The organism is Streptomyces sp. LHD-70 (assembly GCF_031157275.1).
Lineage (GTDB): Bacteria > Actinomycetota > Actinomycetes > Streptomycetales > Streptomycetaceae > Streptomyces.
In genome coordinates this window covers 1-19,210 of sequence record NZ_JAVIFW010000028.1, presented here as the reverse complement: position 1 = coordinate 19,210, position 19,210 = coordinate 1, and the positions used below count along the sequence as shown (strand labels likewise).

The following is a 19,210-nucleotide window of genomic DNA, read 5'->3' as shown; positions in this document are numbered from 1 at the left end:
GTCGCCCGGCTTGATCGCGAGCCGCTCGGCGATCTCCGGGTCGGCCTCGACCTGTTCGCTGCGGGACTCCCACGTGCCGCGCGCGGAAGACTTGGAAGTCTTCCGCCCCACGGCGTTCTGTCGGTTCAGCCCCTGGTCAGCCGCGTTCCTCCGGTCGCTGCGGCGTCCAGTTGCCCTTGTCGCGCTTGGCGGCCTCCGCCTCGGCCTCCTTGGCCTGGACCTCGGGGTCGAGCGCGTCCTGACGGCTGCCGTCGACCGCGTTCAGCCGGGACGCGTCCGGTACGTCGGTGGGGGCGGGCGGTTCCACGAGCCAGTCGGGGTTGGCCTGCTTGTCCCACCACTTCCAGGCGGCGAACGCGGCCGCGCCGAGCAGACCGATCACGCCGATCCGCTTGAAGGCGCGGCCGGCGAAGGCGCGGCGCTTGTGCCGGCGGACCAGGTGCTCGATCTCCTTCGGCGAGACCTGCCCGCGCAGCGCGGCGACGGCTGCGCTGCTGCGCGCGGCCGCTTCCGTCGCGACGGGCTGGGCGGCGGCGACGGCGTGCTCGACGTGCGGCCGAGCCGCGTCCGCCGCCTGCCGGGCCGCCTGGCGGGTCTGGCGCGCAGCCCGGTCCAGGGTCGGCGGCACATGCGTACGCGCCTGCTCGATCCTCGGCGCGAGATGGGCGCCGTACTGGGCGCGTGCCTGATCGGCCGCCTGCTGGGCGGCGTCGGACATCTTCGGCGCGAGCCGTACGCGGGCCTCGTGCGCGTAGAGCGCCGCCCGGTCCTTGGCCGTGTCGGCGTAGGGCGCCACCACTTCCGCGGCGTGACGCACGCTGTCCTTCGCCGAGCTGGCCGCGGCGCGCGCGCTGTCGATGCGGGTCACGGGTTCCTCCTCCTCGGTGGCGTACGGTATTTCACCTTTCCACCCTTTATCGGATCATGCCCGTCGGGGGACGGGGCGGCATGCGTGAGCGGGCATCCGGGGCATCGGCCCCCGTGGGCGTCGACTCCGGGCAATCCTCGGTAATGCGATGCAACGTTCGTAATGCGATGCAACGTTTGTAATGCGATGCACCGCCGGTTATGGCGATGCAAGGTCGGTAATGCGGTGCAAGGGGAGCTCGCGGACGACAATGCCACGGATCGGTCGTATGCGCGCTGCCTACGGCGGGAGTTGTCGGGCTGTCCTCGGGTGCTGCCGGGCCCGAGTACCCGATCGGCGCGCTTTCTGTCACCGGATCCCGGCCATCCGTCCCCTTTCTCTCGCGTTCCATCGCCGGGCGCGGATCCGTGCGAGGATTCGGTGCGTCAGAGAAGGCAACGGAAGGCAGATCGTGGCTGAGCAGCTTTACGCCACCCTGAAGACCAACCACGGCGACATCGTGATCCGGCTGTTCCCGAATCACGCGCCGAAGACGGTCAGGAACTTCGTGGAGCTCGCCGAGGGCGAGCGGGAGTGGACTCACCCGGCCACCGGCAACAAGTCCACGGACAAGCTCTACGACGGCACGGTCTTCCACCGCGTGATCAGCGGCTTCATGATCCAGGGCGGCGACCCGCTGGGCAACGGCACCGGCGGCCCGGGCTACGAGTTCGCGGACGAGTTCCACCCGGAGCTGGGCTTCGACAAGCCGTACCTCCTGGCGATGGCCAACGCGGGCCCGGGCACCAACGGCTCGCAGTTCTTCATCACCGTCTCGCCGACCGCCTGGCTGACCCGTAAGCACACGATCTTCGGCGAGGTCAGCGACCCCGCGAGCCAGAAGGTCGTGGACACGATCGCGGCCACGCAGACCAACCCGCGCACCGACCGCCCGCTCAACGACGTCGTCATCGAGTCGGTCGTGGTCGAGAAGCGCGAGGGCTGAGCTCCGCCGGCCTTCCCGCCGGGAACCTTTTCGCCCCGCTCGTCCGTAAGGATGAGCGGGGCGGTGCGTTGCGTACCCGTGCCGTCGTACGGAGAGTGAGGGGACTCATGGACCAGGCGCCCGGCAGTCCGCAGGAGCCGCAGGACGCGTCCGGCCTGCCCGGCTGCTACCGCCACCCGGACCGCGAGACGGGGATCCGGTGCACCCGCTGCGAACGGCCGATCTGCCCGGAGTGCATGGTCAGCGCCTCGGTCGGCTTCCAGTGCCCGACGTGCGTACGCGAGGGCTCGGGCACTGGGCACGCGCCCTCGGCGAACCAGCCGCGCACCATCGCGGGCGGTGCCGTCGCCGCCGACCCCCGGCTGATCACCAAGATCCTCATCGGGCTCAATGTCGCGGTGTTCGTCCTGGTGTCGGTGAAGCCGGAGCTGGTCAGCGAGCTGTTCCTGGTCGGCGGTGCCACGTACTTCCCGTGGGGCGTCGCGAGCGGTGAGTGGTACCGCCTGGTCACGTCGATGTTCCTGCACGAGGAGATCTGGCACATCGCGTTCAACATGCTGGGCCTCTGGTGGCTCGGCGGCCCGCTGGAAGCGGCGCTCGGACGCGTGCGGTACGTGGCGCTGTATCTGATCTCCGGCCTGGCCGGCAGTGCGCTGACGTACCTGATCGCCTCGCCGCTGCAGCCCTCGCTCGGCGCCTCGGGCGCGGTGTTCGGCCTGATGGGGGCGACGGTGGTGCTGATGCGCCGCCTCAGCTACGACATGCGGCCGGTCCTGGCGCTGCTCGCGCTGAACATGCTGTTCACGTTCACCTGGTCCGGCATCGCCTGGGAGGCGCACGTCGGTGGACTCGTCGCGGGCATCGCCGTCGCGTACGGGCTCGTGCACGCGCCCCGGGAGCGGCGGGCGCTGGTGCAGTGGGGGACGTGCGGGCTCGTGCTGCTGCTCGTGCTCGGCCTCGTGGTCCTGCGGACCGCGCAGCTCGGCTGAGCCTCACCGGGCGGGAAACCCGGGTGGGGAAATCCGGGGTGGGGAAACCGGGGTGTTCACCCGAGGTGGACCGGCTGTGCACACGCTGTGGCCAGAGTTGTCCACAGCGTGTGGCGGATCTTGTGCACGCTGTGGGGAACAGCAGTGCCCCTTGTCGCTGACCTGGGTTTCCCCAGGAAGGACAAGGGGCGTGCGATGTTCCACATGGCGGAGGTCCGGTCGTATCGGCGTCAACGCCACAGGGGTTATCCACAGATCTTCGTAGTTTTCCCCGGCTGTGGAAACGGCTGTGGATAACTCAGTGGATAGCTTGGGGCAGGGCTTGTGCGCCCCGCCCCCAGGGCGGTATCAGCGCGAGGCCGAGCGCCCTACTTCCACTGCGTCGAGACGCCGAAGCCGGCGGCGATGAAGCCGAAGCCGACCACGATGTTCCAGTTGCCGAGAGTCTCGATCGGGAGCCTGGTGTCCGTCACGTAGAAGACGACGATCCACGCAAGGCCGATCAGGAACAGCGCCAGCATGACGGGGGCCACCCAGCCGCGGCTGGTCAGCTTGATGTTGGCCGCCTGCTTGGACGAAGGCGGCGGGGTGTAGTCGGCCTTCTTGCGGATACGTGACTTCGGCACGAGGGTTTCTCCTGTCGATGCGCTGCGTGGCCGCGCAGAGAACGGGTTCGGCTGGCGCCGGGCGGGGACGGCGATGGGGAACGATGCTCTCCCCCAAGCGTCCGTTAGCGTAGTGCTTCCGCCGCGCCGTAAGGAGTAAGGGTACGTTGAGCAATTCTGCCGACTCCTCCGACGAGGCCACCAAGGGGGCAGGTCGCAGGCCCGGTCTGCGCCCCGTGCGCCTCCTGACGGCCGCCGTGTTCGCGCTCGCCGGGCTGATCTTCTTCACGAGCTTCAACACTGCCAAGGGTACGAACATCCGTACCGACGCTTCCATGCTCAGGCTCTCCGACCTCATCCAGGAGCGCAGCCACAAGAACGGCCTGCTCGACGAGGCCAACGGAGCCCTGCGCGAGGACGTCGACGCCCTCGCCGAGCGGGACAGCGGCAGCTCCGCGGCCGAGGAGGCCAAGCTCGACGCCCTGGAGAAGGAAGCCGGTACGAGGAAGCTCAAAGGCGAGGCCGTCTCCGTCACCCTGACCGACGCCCCGCCCGGCGCCACGGCGAAGATCCCCGGCTACCCCGAGCCGCAGCCCAACGACCTGGTCATCCACCAGCAGGACCTGCAGGCCGTCGTCAACGCCCTGTGGAAGGGCGGCGCCAAGGGCATCAAGGTCATGGACCAGCGGCTGATCTCCACCAGCGCCGTCCGCTGCGTCGGCAACACCCTGATCCTCCAGGGCCGCGTCTACTCACCCCCGTACAAGGTCACCGCCGTCGGCGAGCCCGAGAAGCTGCGGCAGGCCCTCACGGCCTCGCCGGAGATCCAGAACTACATGCTGTACGTCAACGCCTACGGTCTCGGGTGGAAAGTCGACGAGCACCGGGCGGTGACTCTTCCCGGCTACTCGGGCACAGTGGATCTCCATTACGCGACGCCCGTGGAGTAGCCGTGGAACTGCCGTCGGCGGGACGGCAGTTCGGGGAGGGGCCGGACCGTGTCGATGCGAGTGCTGGTGAGGACCTTCAGCGAACTGTGCCTCACCATCGGCACGTTGATCGTGCTGTTCGTCGCGTACGTCCTGTTCTGGACCGGTGTGAAGGCCGATGGCGCGATGGACAGCCAGATCGACCAGCTGCAGAGCGAGTGGGCGAGCGGGTCCGTAGCCGCCGGGGATGACACGGGGGCCGGGGAGAGCGACGAGGCGGAGTCGGCCCCGCCCTCCCCGCCCGCCTATCAGGACGGCAAGCCCTTCGCCGTCATGTACATCCCGCGGTTCGGTTTCACGTGGAACAAGCCCGTGCTCGAAGGCACGAAGGTCGACACGCTCAAGAAGGGCCTCGGCCACTACGCCTCGACCGCGCAGCTCGGACAGCGCGGCAACTTCTCCGTCGCGGGCCACCGGCGCACCTACGGCGACCCGTTCAAGGACTTCCCGAAGCTGCGCCCCGGCGACCCGGTGGTCCTGACCGACGGCAGCACCTGGTTCACGTACCGCATCGTCAACAAGCCCTACAAGACGCTGCCCAGCGACATCGGCGTGATCGACCCCGTCCCCCGCAAGTCCGGCCTCGACGGGCCGGGCCGTTACCTCACCCTTACGACCTGTGAGCCAGAGTGGGGCCACAGCCATCGGCTGATCGTCTGGGCACACCTCGACGCGACCCAGCCGGTGGAGGAGGGCAAGCCCGAGGCTTTGCGAAGCTGACCCACGTGCACCGGGCACCGCCCCTTAGTCTGGTGGCGTAGGCCGACTGGCCGACGGGGCCATCGGGGCCACGGGCGTGGGAAGGGACTGCGGACAGCATGTACGGCTGGATCTGGCGGCATCTGCCGGGCAACACGTGGCTCAAAGCGCTGATTTCGGTGCTGCTCGCGGTCGCGGTCGTCTTCCTTCTCTTCCAGTACGTCTTCCCGTGGGCGGAGCCGCTGCTGCCGTTCAACGACGTGACGGTGGACGAGGGCATGGGCGCGGGCATGGGCGCGGGCGTTGTGAACGGTGCGACGGGAGCGGCCCTGTGAGCGCGCGCATCCTCGTCGTCGACAACTACGACAGCTTCGTCTTCAACCTGGTCCAGTACCTGTACCAACTGGGCGCCGAGTGCGAGGTCCTGCGCAACGACGAGGTCGCCACCTCGCACGCCCAGGACGGATTCGACGGCGTGCTGCTCTCGCCGGGGCCCGGGGCACCCGAACAGGCCGGTGTCTGCGTCGACATGGTCCGCCACTGCGCGTCGACCGGCGTGCCCGTCTTCGGTGTCTGCCTCGGCATGCAGTCGATGGCCGTGGCGTACGGCGGGGTCGTGGACCGGGCGCCGGAGCTGCTGCACGGCAAGACGTCCCCGGTGACCCACGAGGGCGTCGGCGTCTTCGCCGGGCTGCCCTCGCCGTTCACCGCGACCCGCTACCACTCGCTCGCCGCCGAGCCGGCCCGCGTACCGGACGAGCTGCGGGTCACCGCGCGTACGGACGACGGCATCATCATGGGCCTGAGACACCGTGAACTCCCGGTCGAGGGCGTGCAGTTCCACCCGGAGTCGGTCCTCACCGAGCACGGCCACCGGATGCTCGCCAACTGGCTGGTCGAGTGCGGTGACGCGGAGGCGGTGGCGCGATCGGCGGGGCTTGCCCCCGTCGTGGGCAGGGCCTCGGCGTGACCGCCACCCGCCCCGAGCGTGAGTCCGGCGCCCCGTACGAGCAGGATCCCGCGTACGGGGACGCCGGTGCGTTCGAGGCGGCGGTCGACCGCATGGACGACCCCCTCAACGACCCGCTGCCCGGCCGGCAGCACCCGTCGCCGTGGTTCCGCTCGGGGGAGACGCCGCAGCCGCCGGAGCAGCCGTCCGCGACTGAGTCGTCTCCGTACGACTCGTCTCCGTACGACTCGTCTGCGTACGAGATGTCTTACGAGTCCTCCTCGTACGGGTCGTCGTACACGGAGCCGGAGCGGGAGCCGGAGCCGTACGCGGAGCCGGAGCCCGAGCCCGAGCCTTCTCCGGCGTACGACGTGTCCGTGCCCGTGGCCGTGCCTGTGTCCGTGCCCGTGTCCGACACGCTTCCCGTGGACGACGAGACCGTGGGGCTGCGGACGTCCGACACCCGGAAGGCCGCCGAGACCGGGAAGGCCGCCGAGACCGGGACCGCGGCCGAGACCGAGGCCGAGGAGAGGCCGGTCGGTGAGGGGCGGGCCGCTCGGCGTCGGGCCGCTCAGCAGGCCGCGCGGCGCGGCGGTGGGGGCGGCGGTCGGCGCAGGCGCACACCGGGTGCGGCGGGTCCCGCGGCCGCGACGTCGGCGGCGAAGCCGGACGGCAAGCCTCTGTCCCGCGTCGAGGCGCGGCGGGCGGAGCGCGCGCGGAGACCCAGCCCCGCGGTCGTGGCGAGCCGGGCCGTGGGTGAGCTGTTCATCTCCGTGGGCGTCCTGATGCTGCTGTTCGTCACGTACCAGCTGTGGTGGACGAATGTGCGCGCGGGCCAGGAGGCGGGCAGCGAGGCGAGCAGGATCCAGGAGAACTGGGCGAACGGCAAGCGCAAGCCGGGCGCCTTCGAACCCGGCCAGGGCTTCGCGATCATGCACATTCCGCGGCTCGACGTGGTCGTCCCCGTCGCCGAGGGCATCGACAAGGAACGCGTCCTGGACCGCGGCATGGTCGGCCACTACGCCGAGGGCGCCCTGAAGACCGCGATGCCCGACGCCAAGAAGGGCAACTTCGCCGTCGCCGGCCACCGCAACACCCACGGCGAACCGTTCCGGTACGTCAATCAGCTGGAGAAGGGCGACCAGATCGTCGTCGAGACCCAGGACAAGTACTACGTGTACGCGATGCAGAGCATCCTTCCGCAGACCAGCCCGAGCAATACGGGGGTCATCGCGCCGATCCCCAAGGGCTCGGGTTTCTCGGAGCCGGGGAGGTACATCACGCTGACCACGTGTACCCCGGAATTCACCAGTACCTATCGAATGATCGTCTGGGGCAAGATGGTCGAGGAACGGCCGCGCAGCAAGGGCAAGCCGGATGCGCTCGTTCGCTGACGGGACAGAACGAGTATGAGTACGGGGACGTACGGGGACGGGGCGGGGAGCTGTGGCAGCCACCACTGACCAGGACGACGACGAGCGGACCGAGAGCCCGCAGCCCGCGCCGAGGCGCCGGTCCCGCCGTTCCAGCCAGTCCCGCCAGTCCCGCTCGTCCCGCCGGTCCCGCCGGTCCCACCCGGGGCGGATCGCCATGGCCGTCAGCGTCTTCGGTGAACTCCTCATCACCGCCGGGCTGATCCTCGGCCTCTTCGTCGCCTACTCGCTGTGGTGGACCAACGTCCAGGCCGACCAGGAGGCACGCAAGCAGGGCGACGCGGTCCGTGACCGGTGGGCGGGCGGCCCCGGCGCCCTCGACACCAAGGACGGCATCGGCTTCCTGCACGTACCGGGCATGAAGGCCGGCGAGATCCTGGTCAAGAAGGGCACCGACCCGAAGATCCTCAACAACGGTGTCGCGGGCTACTACACGAAGCCGGTCAAGTCGGCCCTGCCCGAGGACGACAAGGGCAACTTCTCGCTCGCCGCGCACCGCGACGGCCACGGCGCCAAGTTCCACAACATCGACAAGCTCAAGGACGGCGACCCGATCGTCTTCGAGTCCAAGGACAAGTGGTACGTCTACAAGGTCTACGCGAAGCTCGCCGAGACCTCGAAGTTCAACGTGGACGTCCTCGACGAGGTCCCCAAGGAGTCCGGCAAGAAGAAGCCCGGCCGCTTCATCACGCTCACCACGTGCACGCCGGTCTACACGTCCACGTACCGCTATGTGGTGTGGGGCGAGCTGGAACGCGTCGAGAAGGTCGACAACGAGCGGACGCCGCCGAAGGAGCTCCGCTGAGCGGGCGCCGCTGAGGCGGGTGTGCACAAAGCAAAGACTCCCGGCCACCTCCACTAGGGGGGTGGCCGGGAGTCTTTGCTGTCTGAGCCCTGAGCCCTGAGCCCTGGGCCCTGAGGCCGTGAAGCCGTGGGCCCTGGGGCTCAGTCGCCCTTGCGGGTGCTCAAGCCGGACGGGCCGCCGAAGATTCCGCCTCCGCCGTCGCCGCCGTCCTCACCGCCGTCGCCCTGGCCGGGCATCGTCGTGAAGTTGACGGTCGTGCTGCCCGGCACCTGCGTGCCAGCGGGCGGGTCGGTCGTCACGACCAGCGCGTTGGGCTCCTGCGGGCCGCTGGTGACGTTGCCGGGCGTGAGGCCCGCGTCCTGCAGCGCCTTCCGGGCGTCCTTCAGCTTCTGGCCGGTGAGCGCCGGCACCTGGACCTGCTCGGCGGCCTTCGCCACGGTCAGCGTGACCTTCGAACCCGGGTCTGCGTCCGTGTTGCCGCGCGGCGTCTGCTCCACGACCTGGCCGGCCGGGACGTCGTCCTTCGGCACCTCTTGTGTCTCCACCGTGAAGCCGTTGGCCTCCAGCTGCTGCGTGGCCTCGGCGACCGGCTTGCCGACCACGTCGGGAACAGTCTCCTGCGCCGGCTCCGCCGCCACGGTCAGCGTGATCGTGGCGCCCTTCTCGCGCTCGGTGTCGCCCTTCGGGTCCTGGCCGATGACCAGGCCCGGCGTCCGCTCGGACTCCTCGGTCTTCCTGTCGACGGAGAAGCCCTTGTCCTCCAGCTGGGCCTTGGCCTTCGCATACGTAAGGCCCTCGACGTCCGGAACGGTGACCTTCGGCGCACCCGTCGACACGACCACGTCGATCGCGGAGAACTTCTCGACCTCGCCGTCCTCCGGCTTCTGGCTGCAGATCTTGCCCTTGACCTGGTCCTCGCACTCCGCACGCTCGACGGACAGCTTCACATCGCCGTTCTTGGCGCGTTGCTCCGCCTCGTCGAGGCTGAGGCCCACCATGTCCGGCACGGCCACCATGCCGTCGTCGGTGCTGCCGTTGCTGCCGAAGACCTCCTTGCCGATCAGGATCGCCCCGACCAGCACGAGCAGGCCCGCGAGGACCAGCAGGATCGTCGACGTGGTGCCCTTGCGCTGACGGCGACGTTGCGGGCGTTCGTCGTAGCCGTAGCCGCCGTCGTCCGGGTTCACCGGCGGCAGCATCGACGTCTGGCCGCCGCCGTTCTGCGGGCGCAGCACCGCCGTGTGCTGGTCGTCGGGGTGACCGCCGCCGTACCCGACCGCGCCGAGCGCCGCCGTCGCCGCGACCGGCTGCCCGTCCAGGCACGCCTCGATGTCGGCCCGCATCTCGTCGGCCGACTGGTAGCGGTAGTCCGGGTCCTTGACCAGGGCCCGCAGCACGATCGCGTCCATCTCGGGCGTGATCTCGGGGTCGTACGTGCTGGGCGGCTGCGCCTCTTCCCGTACGTGCTGATAGGCCACCGCGACCGGCGAGTCACCGATGAACGGCGGCCGCACGGTGAGGAGCTCGTAGAGCAGGCAGCCCGTCGAGTACAGGTCGGAGCGGGCGTCGACCTGCTCGCCCTTGGCCTGCTCCGGCGACAGGTACTGCGCCGTGCCGATCACGGCCGCGGTCTGCGTCATCGTCATGCCGGAGTCGCCCATGGCGCGGGCGATGCCGAAGTCCATGACCTTGACCTGGCCGTTGCGCGTCAGCATGACGTTCGCGGGCTTGATGTCACGGTGCACGATGCCGGCGCGGTGCGAGTACTCCAGGGCCTGGAGGATGCCGATGGTCATCTCCATGGCCCGCTCGGGCAGCAACTTCCGCCCGGAGTGCAGGAGTTCACGGAGCGTGGAGCCGTCGACGTACTCCATCACGATGTACGGAATGGAGACCCCGGCGCTGCCGCCGTTGTCGTACACCATGTCCTCGCCGGTGTCGTAGACCGCGACGATGGCCGGGTGATTGAGCGAGGCGGCGGACTGGGCCTCACGGCGGAACCGGGCCTGGAACGACGGATCGCGGGCGAGGTCCGCCCGGAGCGTCTTCACGGCGACGGTGCGACCGAGGCGAGTGTCATGGGCGAGGTAGACCTCCGCCATGCCACCACGGCCGAGCACCTGGCCCAGCTCGTACCGGCCGCCGAGGCGACGCGGCTCTTCCATAGCTACCTACCAGCCCTCTCCGTCAGTCCCGACCGCACCTTTGTGTGGTCCGGCGGTGTGCTGTCCCGGGATACCGTACCGGCCCGTCCGAGCATGATCTGGCCGCGAGCGGTACCTGATACCGGACCGGTACAGCCGTGACGACGTCACTTCTTGCTGTCGATGACTGCCTTCATGACGTTCTTCGCGATCGGCGCGGCAAGGCCGCCACCAGAGATGTCACCGCGGTCGGCGTCGCTGTCCTCGACGACCACGGCGACCGCCACCGGGGAGCCGCCGTCCGGATTCTTGGCGTAGCTGATGAACCAGGCGTAAGGCTTCTCACTGTTGTCGACGCCGTGCTGCGCGGTACCCGTCTTGCCACCGACGGTGACGCCCGGGATCCGCGCGTTGGATCCGGTGCCCTCATTGACGACCGTCTCCATCATTTCCTGCAGCTTCTGCGCGTTCGCCTCGGACAGCGGCTCGCTCATCTTCTTCGGATCGTGCTTCTCGATCACGTCCAGATTCGGCGCCTGCAGATTGTCGATCATGTACGGCTCCATCAGCGTGCCGTCGTTCGCGACCGCCGAGGCGACCATCGCCATCTGCAGCGGAGTCGTCGCCGTCTCGAACTGGCCGATGGAGCTCAGCGCCGTCTGCGGCTTGTCCATCTCCTTCGGGAAGTTCGACGCCGACGAACGCACCGGAATGAACTGCTCCTTGTTGAAGCCGAACTTCTGGGCCGTCTCCAGCATCTTGTCCTTGCCGAGATCCGAACCGATCTTGCCGAACACGGTGTTGCAGGACACCCGCAGCGCCTCGCGGAGCGTGGCGTCCTTGCAGGGGATCGGGCCCTCGTTCTTCAGCTCCGTGTTCGTGTTCGGCATCGTCCACGGCAGCGGAGACTCCGTCTCCTCGTCCGGGTCGTCGTACAGCCCGTGCTCAAGCGCGGCCGCGGCCGTGACCACCTTGAACGTGGAACCCGGCGGGTACGTCTCCCGCAGCGCCCGGTTCAACGTCGGCTTGTCCGGGTCCTTCTCGAGCCGCTGCCAGGCCTTCGAGTCGTCCTCACTGTTGCCCGCGAACGTCGACGGGTCGTACGACGGAGTCGAGGCCAGCGCCAGGATCGCGCCCGTCGACGGGTCGATCGCCGCGACGGCGCCCTTCTTCGAGCCGAGGCCCTCGAACGCGGCCTTCTGCGCCCGGCCGTTCAGCGTGGTGACGACATTGCCGCCGCCCTGCTTCTTGCCGGTGATCATGTCGAGCGTGCGGCGGAAGAACAGCCGGTCGTCGTTGCCCGTGAGGATCTCGTCCTCCAGGGACTCGATCTGTGTGGCCCCGAACGCCTGCGAGGCGAACCCGGTCACCGGCGACCACATCTCGCCGTTCTTGTACGTCCGCTTGTAAGCGAAGTCACTTCCGGTCGTCGGCGCGGAACCCGTGATCGGCGTCTCCCCGACGATGATGTCGCCACGCTTCTGCGCATACCGCTCGATCAGCACACGCCGGTTCTTCTCATGCGTACGCAGCTCGTCCGCCGACACGTACTGCAGCCAGTTGTCCCGCAGCAGCAGCGCCAGCATGAGCAGCCCGCAGAAGATCGCGATCCTGCGCAGGGGCTTGTTCACGGCCGCACCACCTGAGTCATCTCGGCGTCCGGATTCGGAGCCGGCGCGGGGGCGGGGCGGCGGGCTGTGTCGCTGATGCGGATCAGCAGACCGACCAGCGCCCAGTTCGCGATGACGGACGAACCACCCGCCGCGAGGAACGGCATCGTCATACCCGTCAGCGGAATCAGGCCCATGACACCACCGGCGACGACGAAGATCTGCAGCGCGAACGCGCCGGAGAGACCCACGGCGAACAGCTTGCCGAACGGGTCACGCGCGGCGAGCGCCGTACGCACACCCCGCTCGATCAGCAGCGCGTACAGCATCAGGAACGCCATCACACCCGCGAGGCCCAACTCCTCGCCGACGGTGGCGAAGATGAAGTCCGCGTTGGCGGCGAAGCCGATCAGGTCGGAGTGGCCCTGCCCCAGGCCCGTGCCGAGCACACCGCCCGAACCGAAGGCCATGATCGACTGACCGATCTGCTCACACGCACCCGACGTCGCGTAGCAGCCGAAGGGGTCCAGCCAGGCGTCCACACGCGACTGCACATGGCTCGCGAACGAAGCCACACCCACGGCGCCCGCCGCGGACATGCCCAGACCGATCACGATCCAGCTCGTCCGCTCCGTCGCCACGTACAGCATGATCACGAACATGCCGAAGAACAGCAGCGACGTACCGAGGTCGTTCTCGAAGACCAGGATGAGCAGGCTCATCGCCCAGATCACCAGGATCGGGCCGAGGTCGCGGCCGCGCGGCAGATAGAGCCCGAGGAAACGACGGCTCGCAAGCGCCAGCGCATCGCGCTTCACCATCAGATAGCCGGCGAAGAACACCGCGATGACGATCTTCGCGAACTCACCGGGCTGAATGGAGAATCCGCCGATCCGGATCCAGATCTTCGCGCCGAACTGGTCGGTGCCAAGGCCCGGAACGAGCGGCAGCAGAAGCAGCATCAGCGCCACGACCATCGAGATGTACGTGAAGCGCTGCAGAATCCGGTGATCCTTCATGATCAGTATCACCGCGACGAACAGGGCGATACCGAGCGCCGAATACATCAGCTGGTTCGGAGCGGCCGGGTTGAACGTGCCGAAGGCGCTCTTCTGCAGCTGCTGCAGCCGCTCCGACTGATCCAGACGCCAGATCAGCACCAGGCCCAGCCCATTGAGCAACGTAGCCAACGGCAGCAGCAGCGGATCCGCGTACGGAGCGAACTTCCGCACCACCAGATGCCCGACCGCCGCGAGCAGTCCGAGCCCGAGCCCGTACCCGAGCATGCCTGTGGGCATCTCGCCGGTCATGGCGAGACCCACATTGGCGTACGCGAAGCACGGGATGACCACTGCGAAGACCAGCAGCGCCAGCTCGGTGTTACGGCGGCTCGGTGCCCCGATCGCTCCGATGGTGGACGTGTTTGTCGTGCTGCTCATGGCTAGGAAGGCCCCCTACGCCTACTGCTGACCGGCGGTCGCGCTGCCGCGTGGGGTCGGTGACTGCGTGCTCTGTTCCGGGGCGGCGTCCTTGCCGTCCTTCTTCGTACCGGACGTGCCGCCCGCCTCGCCCTCACCGGTCGCGGCGTTCGACTCCTCCTCCGCCTTGCGCTCCTGGGCCTCGCGGCAGTCCGCGGTCAGCTCGGAGATCTTCCGGCGGGCGTCCTCGAGGGTCGTCGGGTCGAGACCCTTCTCCTCGAGCCTGTCCCGCTGGAAACTCGGCAGGCAGCTCAGCTCGACCTCCGGGTGCTCCTCCTCGAGCTCCGACAGGTTCACCCACGCCAAGTCCTGGTTGATGCCCCGGTACAGGGCCAGATGCCCGTCCTTCGCACCCACGTAGTACTGCGTCTGCGTCCAGTAGTACGCCCCGTACAGACCGCCGCCCACGACGGCGAGCGCCAGCGCGATCAGCAGCGATCTCTTGATCCACTTCCCGCGGCGCCGCGGCTTGACGAAGTCCTCTTCCATGTACGCGCCGAACGAACCGTCCGGGACGTACGCATCCGGCTCCGCCGACCCAGGCGGGCCGAAACCCCCCGTGGGCTGCGGCGGCACCGGCCGGCCGAGACCGGCGGCACGACCCGCGGGCGTCTGCATCGCGCCGTTGTCGTTCAACTGCAGCTGGTTCTCGGCGACCGCGCCCACCACGACCGGGGTGTCGACGAGCTGCCCCGCCAGAGTGTCCCCGCTGTCGATGTCCAGGACGTCCGCGACGATCACCGTCACGTTGTCGGGACCGCCACCGCGCAGCGCCAGCTGAATCAGCTCCTGCACGGTCTCCTGCGGACCCTGATAGCTCGCGAGGGTCTCCTCCATCGTCTGGTGCGACACCACACCGGAGAGACCGTCGGAACAGATCAAGTACCGGTCGCCCGCGCGGACTTCACGGATCGACAGATCCGGCTCCACATGGTCACCACTGCCAAGCGCCCGCATGAGAAGCGACCGCTGCGGATGCGTGGTCGCCTCCTCCTCCGTGATCCGGCCCTCGTCGACCAGCCGCTGCACCCACGTGTGGTCCTGCGTGATCTGGGTCAGCACACCATCACGGAGCAGGTACGCCCGCGAGTCGCCGACATGGACGAGACCGAGACGCTGACCCGTCCACAGCAGGGCGGTGAGCGTCGTGCCCATGCCCTCGAGCTGCGGGTCCTCCTCGACCATCACACGCAGCTGGTCGTTCGCCTGCTGCACGGCGTCGCCGAGCGACGTCAGAATGTCCGAACCCGGCACGTCGTCGTCGAGCTGCACGAGCGTGGAGATCACCTCGGAGCTCGCGACCTCACCGGCCGCCTGACCCCCCATGCCGTCGGCGATCGCGAGCAGCCGCGGACCGGCATACCCCGAGTCCTCGTTACCCTCCCGGATCATTCCCTTGTGCGATCCGGCGGCGAAGCGCAGAGACAGACTCATGCGCACCTCGCCCGTCGGCTCCGGGTACATCCGCACGGTGCCCACCCTCCGGTCGGGAGCGCGCTGGGGCCCGTCGTGTGGGCCGCGTCGGCTCGCTCGCTCCGCTCGCGCTTATTCATGACGTAGCACTACTTCCGCAGCTCGATGACGGTCTTGCCGATGCGGATCGGCGCACCGAGAGGCACGGGCGTCGGAGTGGTCAGCCGGGTCCGGTCGAGATACGTGCCGTTCGTGGACCCGAGATCCTCCACGATCCACTGACCGTCGCGGTCCGGGTAGATCCTGGCATGCCTGCTCGACGCGTAGTCGTCGTCCAGGACGATCGTCGAATCGTGCGCACGGCCCAGCGTGATGGTCTGCCCCTGCAGCGCCACCGTCGTACCCGTCAGCGTGCCCTCGGACACCACGAGCTTCGACGGCGCACCACGGCGCTGCCGCCCCCCACTGCTCTGCTGCCGCGGCGCGGGAGGCGCCGCCTGCTGGCGGCCCTGCGGGCGCGCCTCGCCACCGCGGCGCGAACCGCGCTGCGTGACGCGCGTACCGAACAGGTCGCTGCGGATGACCTGGACGGCCACGATCACGAACAGCCACAGGACGGCCAGGAAACCCAGCCGCATGACCGTCAGGGTCAGCTCTGACATTGCCCCCGCTTCACCCTTCGGCTTGCCGGTAAATGATGGTGGTGCTGCCCACGACGATCCGCGAGCCGTCGCGGAGCGTAGCGCGGGTGGTGTGCTGCCCGTCCACCACGATGCCGTTGGTGGACCCGAGATCCTGGATCGTCGAGGGCGTTCCGGTCCGGATCTCACAGTGCCGGCGTGAGACGCCGGGATCGTCAATCCGTACATCAGCGTCGGTGCTGCGGCCGAGCACCAGCGTCGGCCGCGAGATCTGGTGACGCGTGCCGTTGATCTCGATCCAACGCCGCGTCTGCGCACCCGGCAGCGGGCCCGAGGGCGGCTGCGCGCGCGCCTGCGGGCTACGGCCCGCGCCGGGCGGCGGCGCGGACGGCATCGGCGGAGCACCCGCGGGCGCAGCCGCCGGAGCACCTCCCGCGGGCGGGTAGCCGTAACCCCCGCCGCGCTGCTCGCCACCCGGGGCCGCGGCCGGCCCCGCCGGTTGCTGTGACGAACTAGACGCAAGCGTCCGGCTCCGGACCCGGTACAGACCCGTGTCCAGATCGTCGGCCTTCTCCAGATGGACCTTGATCGGGCCCATGAAGGTGTACCGCTGCTGCTTCGCGTAGTCCCGGACCATCCCGGAGAGCTCGTCCCCGAGCTGGCCCGAATACGGACTCAGCCGCTCGTAGTCGGGAGCGCTCAGCTCCACGATGAAGTCGTTGGGCACGACGGTCCGCTCGCGATTCCAGATCGTGGCGTTGTTGTCGCACTCACGCTGCAGCGCACCAGCGATCTCGACCGGCTGGACCTCGGACTTGAACACCTTGGCGAAGGTGCCGTTGACCAGACCTTCGAGTCGCTGTTCGAACTTCTTCAGGACTCCCATGGGCACCTCCTCCGGTCGTCATCATCCTGGTACTGCTTACTGATCGTATCCACGCGCCGGGAAATCGGCTGGTTCCCCTTCTCTGGCCTGCGGATGGGTGTCGCCTCTCACATGTCCCCGTCCACGCACTTCACACGTCCTGCCGACGTGCGCCGCATGTCCGGGCACATATGCCCAGGTCCCAGCGCTCCGCATGTCCTCGGCCACGTGTTCCCACATGGCCATGTCCACGTGCCGCACGTGTCCAAGCGCACTCCAAGTCCACGTGCTCAGCCTGTGCTCGTCCGCGGGCAATCCACTGCTCCTGCCCGCGCACTCCCACACCGGATCGTAGAGGCGGCCCCGAGCCAGTGTCCCGCACCTGGGGACGTGGGTGCTTTGCCTGTGGATAAAGGGGGGGAGGGGCGGGGTGGCGGGCGGTCGGTGGGGGGTTGGGGGGTTGGGCGTCGGCGGGGGTCCGGGGGCTAGGGCCGCAGGGGACCGGGGTGTGGGCGTTCGGCTGAGACGGAAGCCGACCACGCCTCCAAGACGGCCGTACGAGGCGAAGCCCAGCTCAGCCGATGCGAGGCGGAGCTCCGTTGCGCGAGCCGAAGCCTGGTCGTGCGAGGCCAAGCCCGGTGTCGTGCGAGGCCAAGCCCGCTTGGGGCGATGCCGACCTCGCCACAACCGGCCCAGCATCGACCCGACTCAGTCCAGCCGACGAAGGGCGGGGTGCGGTGGTTCAGGTGTGGTCCGTGCAGGTCCGAGGCCTGCCGGGGCCGAGCGGACCTCGGCGCGGGCAGCTGAAAACGGATGTGAATCCACCCTCCGCACCGTGCTAGTCTTCTGCATGTCGGCAGGCGAGCGCGGCAAGCGAAAGCCAGGCGACACACCCAATGCGCGGGTGGCGGAATAGGCAGACGCGCTGGATTCAGGTTCCAGTGCCCGCAAGGGCGTGGGGGTTCAACTCCCCCCTCGCGCACAAGTCAGAAGCCCCGCAGGTCATCGACCTGCGGGGCTTCTGCTATGTCCGCCCGCGGTTCGGCGTTCGGCCCACGCGAGCCCGGCGGGGCGCGATGGCCCAACGTGCCGAAGCTCACATCGGCCTCGGCGCGGATGTGAGCCGCGGAAGATCGCATTCCGGAGTTATCCACAGGCCCTGCCGGTCCCCACACCCCGGCGGTACCGTCGTCCCCATCGATGCCACACCGCCCGACAACGGCGGCGAACACCGGGGGAGGCGGTCCACGTGACCGAGCTGGACACAGCAGTATCCGAACACCGCACGCAATCGGACCGACCCGTTCCCGCACCACAGCGCCTCCCCCACGTACCGGGGTTCGCGCACTGGGTCGGAGAAGAATCCCCGAAGCGCACCGGCAAAGCACTGCGCACCCGCGTGCCCCGCTCCGCCCACGCCCAGACGGCCCCCGACTCCGAAAGCCGCCCCGACGCCGTCACCGCCGTCGAGGAGTCCAACCGCGGCCGGCTCCCTGAACTCACGCCGATCCGCGTCGGCAGGATGGCCACCACCCCCTTCGCCTTCCTGCGCGGCTCCGCCGGCCTCATGGCGTACGACCTCGCCCGCACCCCGGCCACCGGCATCGGCGCCCAGATATGCGGAGACGCCCACGCCGGCAACTTCGGCCTGTACGGCGACGCCCGCGGCGAACTCGTCATCGACCTCAACGACTTCGACGAAACCGTCCACGGCCCCTGGGAATGGGACCTCAAGCGGCTCGCCACCTCCCTCGTCCTCGCCGGACGAGAAGCAGGCGCCGACGAAGACATCTGCCGCGCCGCCGCCCACGACGCCGTCGGCGCCTACCGGCGCACCATGCGGCTCCTCGCCAGACTCCCCGTCCTCGACGCCTGGAACGCCATCGCCGACGAAGAACTCGTCTCCCACACCGACGCCCACGACCTCCTCGGCACCCTCGAACGCGTCGCGGAGAAAGCACGCCACAACACCAGCGGCCGCTTCGCCGCCAAGTCCACCGAAACCCTCACCGACGGCACCAGACGCTTCATCGACGCCCCGCCCGTACTGCGCCGCATACCCGACGCCGAAGCAGCCGCCGTCGCCCAAGGGCTCGGCGAATACCTGACCACGCTGTCCGAGGACCGGCTCCCGCTCCTCGCCCGGTACGCGATCCAGGACGTCGCCTTCCGAATCGTCGGCACCGGCAGCGTCGGCGCCAGATCGTACGTCGTGCTCCTCCAGGACCACCGCGGCGAACCGCTCGTACTGCAGGTCAAGGAAGCACGGCCGTCGACACTGCTGCCGCACCTGCCCACCACCGGCTTCAAAGCGCCCGACGTCCCGCACGAAGGACGCCGCGTCGTCCTCGGACAGAAGCGCATGCAAGTAGTCAGCGACATACTCCTCGGCTGGACCACCGTCGACGGACGGCCGTTCCAGGTAAGGCAGTTCAGAAACAGAAAGGGAAGCGTCGACCCGGCCGCGCTCACCGCCGACCAGATCGACGACTACGGCCGCATGACCGGCGCGCTCCTCGCCCGCGCCCACGCACACAGCGCCGACCCGCGCCTCATATCCGGCTACTGCGGGAAGAACGACGAACTCGACGAGGCCTTCGCCCGCTTCGCCGTGTCCTACGCCGACCGCACGGAAGCCGATCACGCACGCCTCGTCGCGGGCATCCGGGAGGGGCGGATCGGGGCTGAGAGGGGGGTTTGAGGTGGGGTGAGAGGGATTGAGGGGGGTGTGGGGGCG

The 19,210-nt window shown here is 69.0% G+C and carries 17 protein-coding genes and 1 tRNA gene; 10 read left to right on the top strand and 8 right to left on the bottom strand.

Annotation, left to right across the window (positions count from 1 at the left end; translation table 11 throughout):
- Nucleotides 1–136: 136 nt before the first annotated feature.
- Nucleotides 137–868 carry a DUF5324 family protein gene (locus tag RCO28_RS35225; protein WP_308945445.1) on the bottom strand — a complete coding sequence of 244 codons (732 nt, stop codon included), beginning with the start codon at nucleotides 866–868 and terminating at the stop codon, nucleotides 137–139.
- A 451-nt stretch (nucleotides 869–1,319) separates the two neighbouring features.
- Between RCO28_RS35225 and RCO28_RS35220 the strand changes: the two genes are divergently transcribed.
- Together RCO28_RS35220 and RCO28_RS35215 are read left to right on the top strand one after the other, a co-directional pair.
- Nucleotides 1,320–1,853 carry a peptidylprolyl isomerase gene (locus RCO28_RS35220; RefSeq protein WP_308945444.1) on the top strand — a complete coding sequence of 178 codons (534 nt, stop codon included), beginning with the start codon at nucleotides 1,320–1,322 and terminating at the stop codon, nucleotides 1,851–1,853.
- Nucleotides 1,854–1,960: 107 nt separating this feature from the next.
- Nucleotides 1,961–2,842 (top strand): rhomboid family intramembrane serine protease, encoded by an 882-nt coding sequence (locus RCO28_RS35215; RefSeq protein ID WP_308945443.1) that lies wholly within the window; start codon nucleotides 1,961–1,963, stop codon nucleotides 2,840–2,842.
- A gap of 368 nt (nucleotides 2,843–3,210) precedes the next feature.
- Here the strand turns inward: RCO28_RS35215 and crgA are convergent, their stop codons facing one another.
- The gene (gene crgA, locus RCO28_RS35210; protein ID WP_308945442.1) at nucleotides 3,211–3,468 is read right to left on the bottom strand and encodes a cell division protein CrgA; all 258 of its coding nucleotides are present in this window, start codon (nucleotides 3,466–3,468) and stop codon (nucleotides 3,211–3,213) included.
- A 146-nt stretch (nucleotides 3,469–3,614) separates the two neighbouring features.
- On the opposite strand from crgA, the gene RCO28_RS35205 reads away from it, so the two are divergent.
- From RCO28_RS35205 to RCO28_RS35180, 6 genes are all read left to right on the top strand, one after another.
- Nucleotides 3,615–4,397 (top strand): DUF881 domain-containing protein, encoded by a 783-nt coding sequence (locus tag RCO28_RS35205; RefSeq protein ID WP_308945441.1) that lies wholly within the window; start codon nucleotides 3,615–3,617, stop codon nucleotides 4,395–4,397.
- A 54-nt stretch (nucleotides 4,398–4,451) separates the two neighbouring features.
- Nucleotides 4,452–5,156 carry a class E sortase gene (locus RCO28_RS35200; RefSeq protein WP_308945447.1) on the top strand — a complete coding sequence of 235 codons (705 nt, stop codon included), beginning with the start codon at nucleotides 4,452–4,454 and terminating at the stop codon, nucleotides 5,154–5,156.
- 98 nt (nucleotides 5,157–5,254) lie between these two features.
- Nucleotides 5,255–5,470, top strand: coding sequence for a hypothetical protein (locus RCO28_RS35195; protein WP_308945440.1), 216 nt, complete (start codon nucleotides 5,255–5,257; stop codon nucleotides 5,468–5,470).
- Nucleotides 5,467–6,105: an aminodeoxychorismate/anthranilate synthase component II gene (locus RCO28_RS35190; protein WP_282536863.1), complete on the top strand. Its 639-nt coding sequence runs from the start codon at nucleotides 5,467–5,469 to the stop codon at nucleotides 6,103–6,105. Before RCO28_RS35195 ends, RCO28_RS35190 begins: the two co-directional genes overlap by 4 nt.
- Complete coding sequence (locus RCO28_RS35185) at nucleotides 6,102–7,478, top strand: class E sortase (protein WP_308945439.1); 1,377 nt, start codon at nucleotides 6,102–6,104, stop codon at nucleotides 7,476–7,478. The genes RCO28_RS35190 and RCO28_RS35185 overlap by 4 nt, the downstream gene beginning before the upstream one ends.
- A gap of 52 nt (nucleotides 7,479–7,530) precedes the next feature.
- Nucleotides 7,531–8,322: a class E sortase gene (locus RCO28_RS35180; RefSeq protein ID WP_308945438.1), complete on the top strand. Its 792-nt coding sequence runs from the start codon at nucleotides 7,531–7,533 to the stop codon at nucleotides 8,320–8,322.
- Between the two features lie 140 nt (nucleotides 8,323–8,462).
- On the opposite strand, the gene pknB is transcribed toward RCO28_RS35180, so the two are convergent.
- The 6 genes from pknB to RCO28_RS35150 form a co-directional block, all read right to left on the bottom strand.
- A complete protein-coding gene (gene pknB, locus RCO28_RS35175) occupies nucleotides 8,463–10,487 on the bottom strand; it encodes a Stk1 family PASTA domain-containing Ser/Thr kinase (protein WP_308945437.1) in 2,025 nt (674 codons plus the stop codon).
- Nucleotides 10,488–10,633: 146 nt separating this feature from the next.
- Nucleotides 10,634–12,097 (bottom strand): penicillin-binding protein 2, encoded by a 1,464-nt coding sequence (locus RCO28_RS35170; protein ID WP_308945436.1) that lies wholly within the window; start codon nucleotides 12,095–12,097, stop codon nucleotides 10,634–10,636.
- Nucleotides 12,094–13,515 carry an FtsW/RodA/SpoVE family cell cycle protein gene (locus RCO28_RS35165; RefSeq protein ID WP_308945435.1) on the bottom strand — a complete coding sequence of 474 codons (1,422 nt, stop codon included), beginning with the start codon at nucleotides 13,513–13,515 and terminating at the stop codon, nucleotides 12,094–12,096. Before RCO28_RS35165 ends, RCO28_RS35170 begins: the two co-directional genes overlap by 4 nt.
- Before the next feature lie 21 nt (nucleotides 13,516–13,536).
- Nucleotides 13,537–15,033 carry a Stp1/IreP family PP2C-type Ser/Thr phosphatase gene (locus tag RCO28_RS35160; protein WP_308945434.1) on the bottom strand — a complete coding sequence of 499 codons (1,497 nt, stop codon included), beginning with the start codon at nucleotides 15,031–15,033 and terminating at the stop codon, nucleotides 13,537–13,539.
- Nucleotides 15,034–15,116: 83 nt separating this feature from the next.
- Complete coding sequence (locus RCO28_RS35155) at nucleotides 15,117–15,629, bottom strand: FHA domain-containing protein (protein ID WP_282536856.1); 513 nt, start codon at nucleotides 15,627–15,629, stop codon at nucleotides 15,117–15,119.
- A 10-nt stretch (nucleotides 15,630–15,639) separates the two neighbouring features.
- Entirely contained in the window at nucleotides 15,640–16,494 is an 855-nt protein-coding gene (locus tag RCO28_RS35150; protein ID WP_308945433.1) for a DUF3662 and FHA domain-containing protein, read from the bottom strand.
- An 877-nt stretch (nucleotides 16,495–17,371) separates the two neighbouring features.
- Between RCO28_RS35150 and RCO28_RS35145 the strand changes: the two genes are divergently transcribed.
- Nucleotides 17,372–17,455, top strand: a tRNA-Leu gene (locus RCO28_RS35145).
- 276 nt (nucleotides 17,456–17,731) lie between these two features.
- Nucleotides 17,732–19,174, top strand: a complete 1,443-nt coding sequence (locus RCO28_RS35140) for a DUF2252 domain-containing protein (RefSeq protein ID WP_308945446.1) — start codon at nucleotides 17,732–17,734, stop codon at nucleotides 19,172–19,174.
- Nucleotides 19,175–19,210 lie beyond the last annotated feature (36 nt).

Bases quoted from the DNA above. Each gene is read 5' to 3' on its own strand.
- RCO28_RS35150 (WP_308945433.1), bottom strand. From the start codon at position 16,494: ATGGGAGTCCTGAAGAAGTTCGAACAGCGACTCGAAGGTCTGGTCAAC.
- RCO28_RS35165 (WP_308945435.1), bottom strand. From the start codon at position 13,515: ATGAGCAGCACGACAAACACGTCCACCATCGGAGCGATCGGGGCACCG.
- RCO28_RS35155 (WP_282536856.1), bottom strand. From the start codon at position 15,629: ATGTCAGAGCTGACCCTGACGGTCATGCGGCTGGGTTTCCTGGCCGTC.
- RCO28_RS35200 (WP_308945447.1), top strand. From the start codon at position 4,452: ATGCGAGTGCTGGTGAGGACCTTCAGCGAACTGTGCCTCACCATCGGC.
- RCO28_RS35215 (WP_308945443.1), top strand. From the start codon at position 1,961: ATGGACCAGGCGCCCGGCAGTCCGCAGGAGCCGCAGGACGCGTCCGGC.
- RCO28_RS35195 (WP_308945440.1), top strand. From the start codon at position 5,255: ATGTACGGCTGGATCTGGCGGCATCTGCCGGGCAACACGTGGCTCAAA.
- pknB (WP_308945437.1), bottom strand. From the start codon at position 10,487: ATGGAAGAGCCGCGTCGCCTCGGCGGCCGGTACGAGCTGGGCCAGGTG.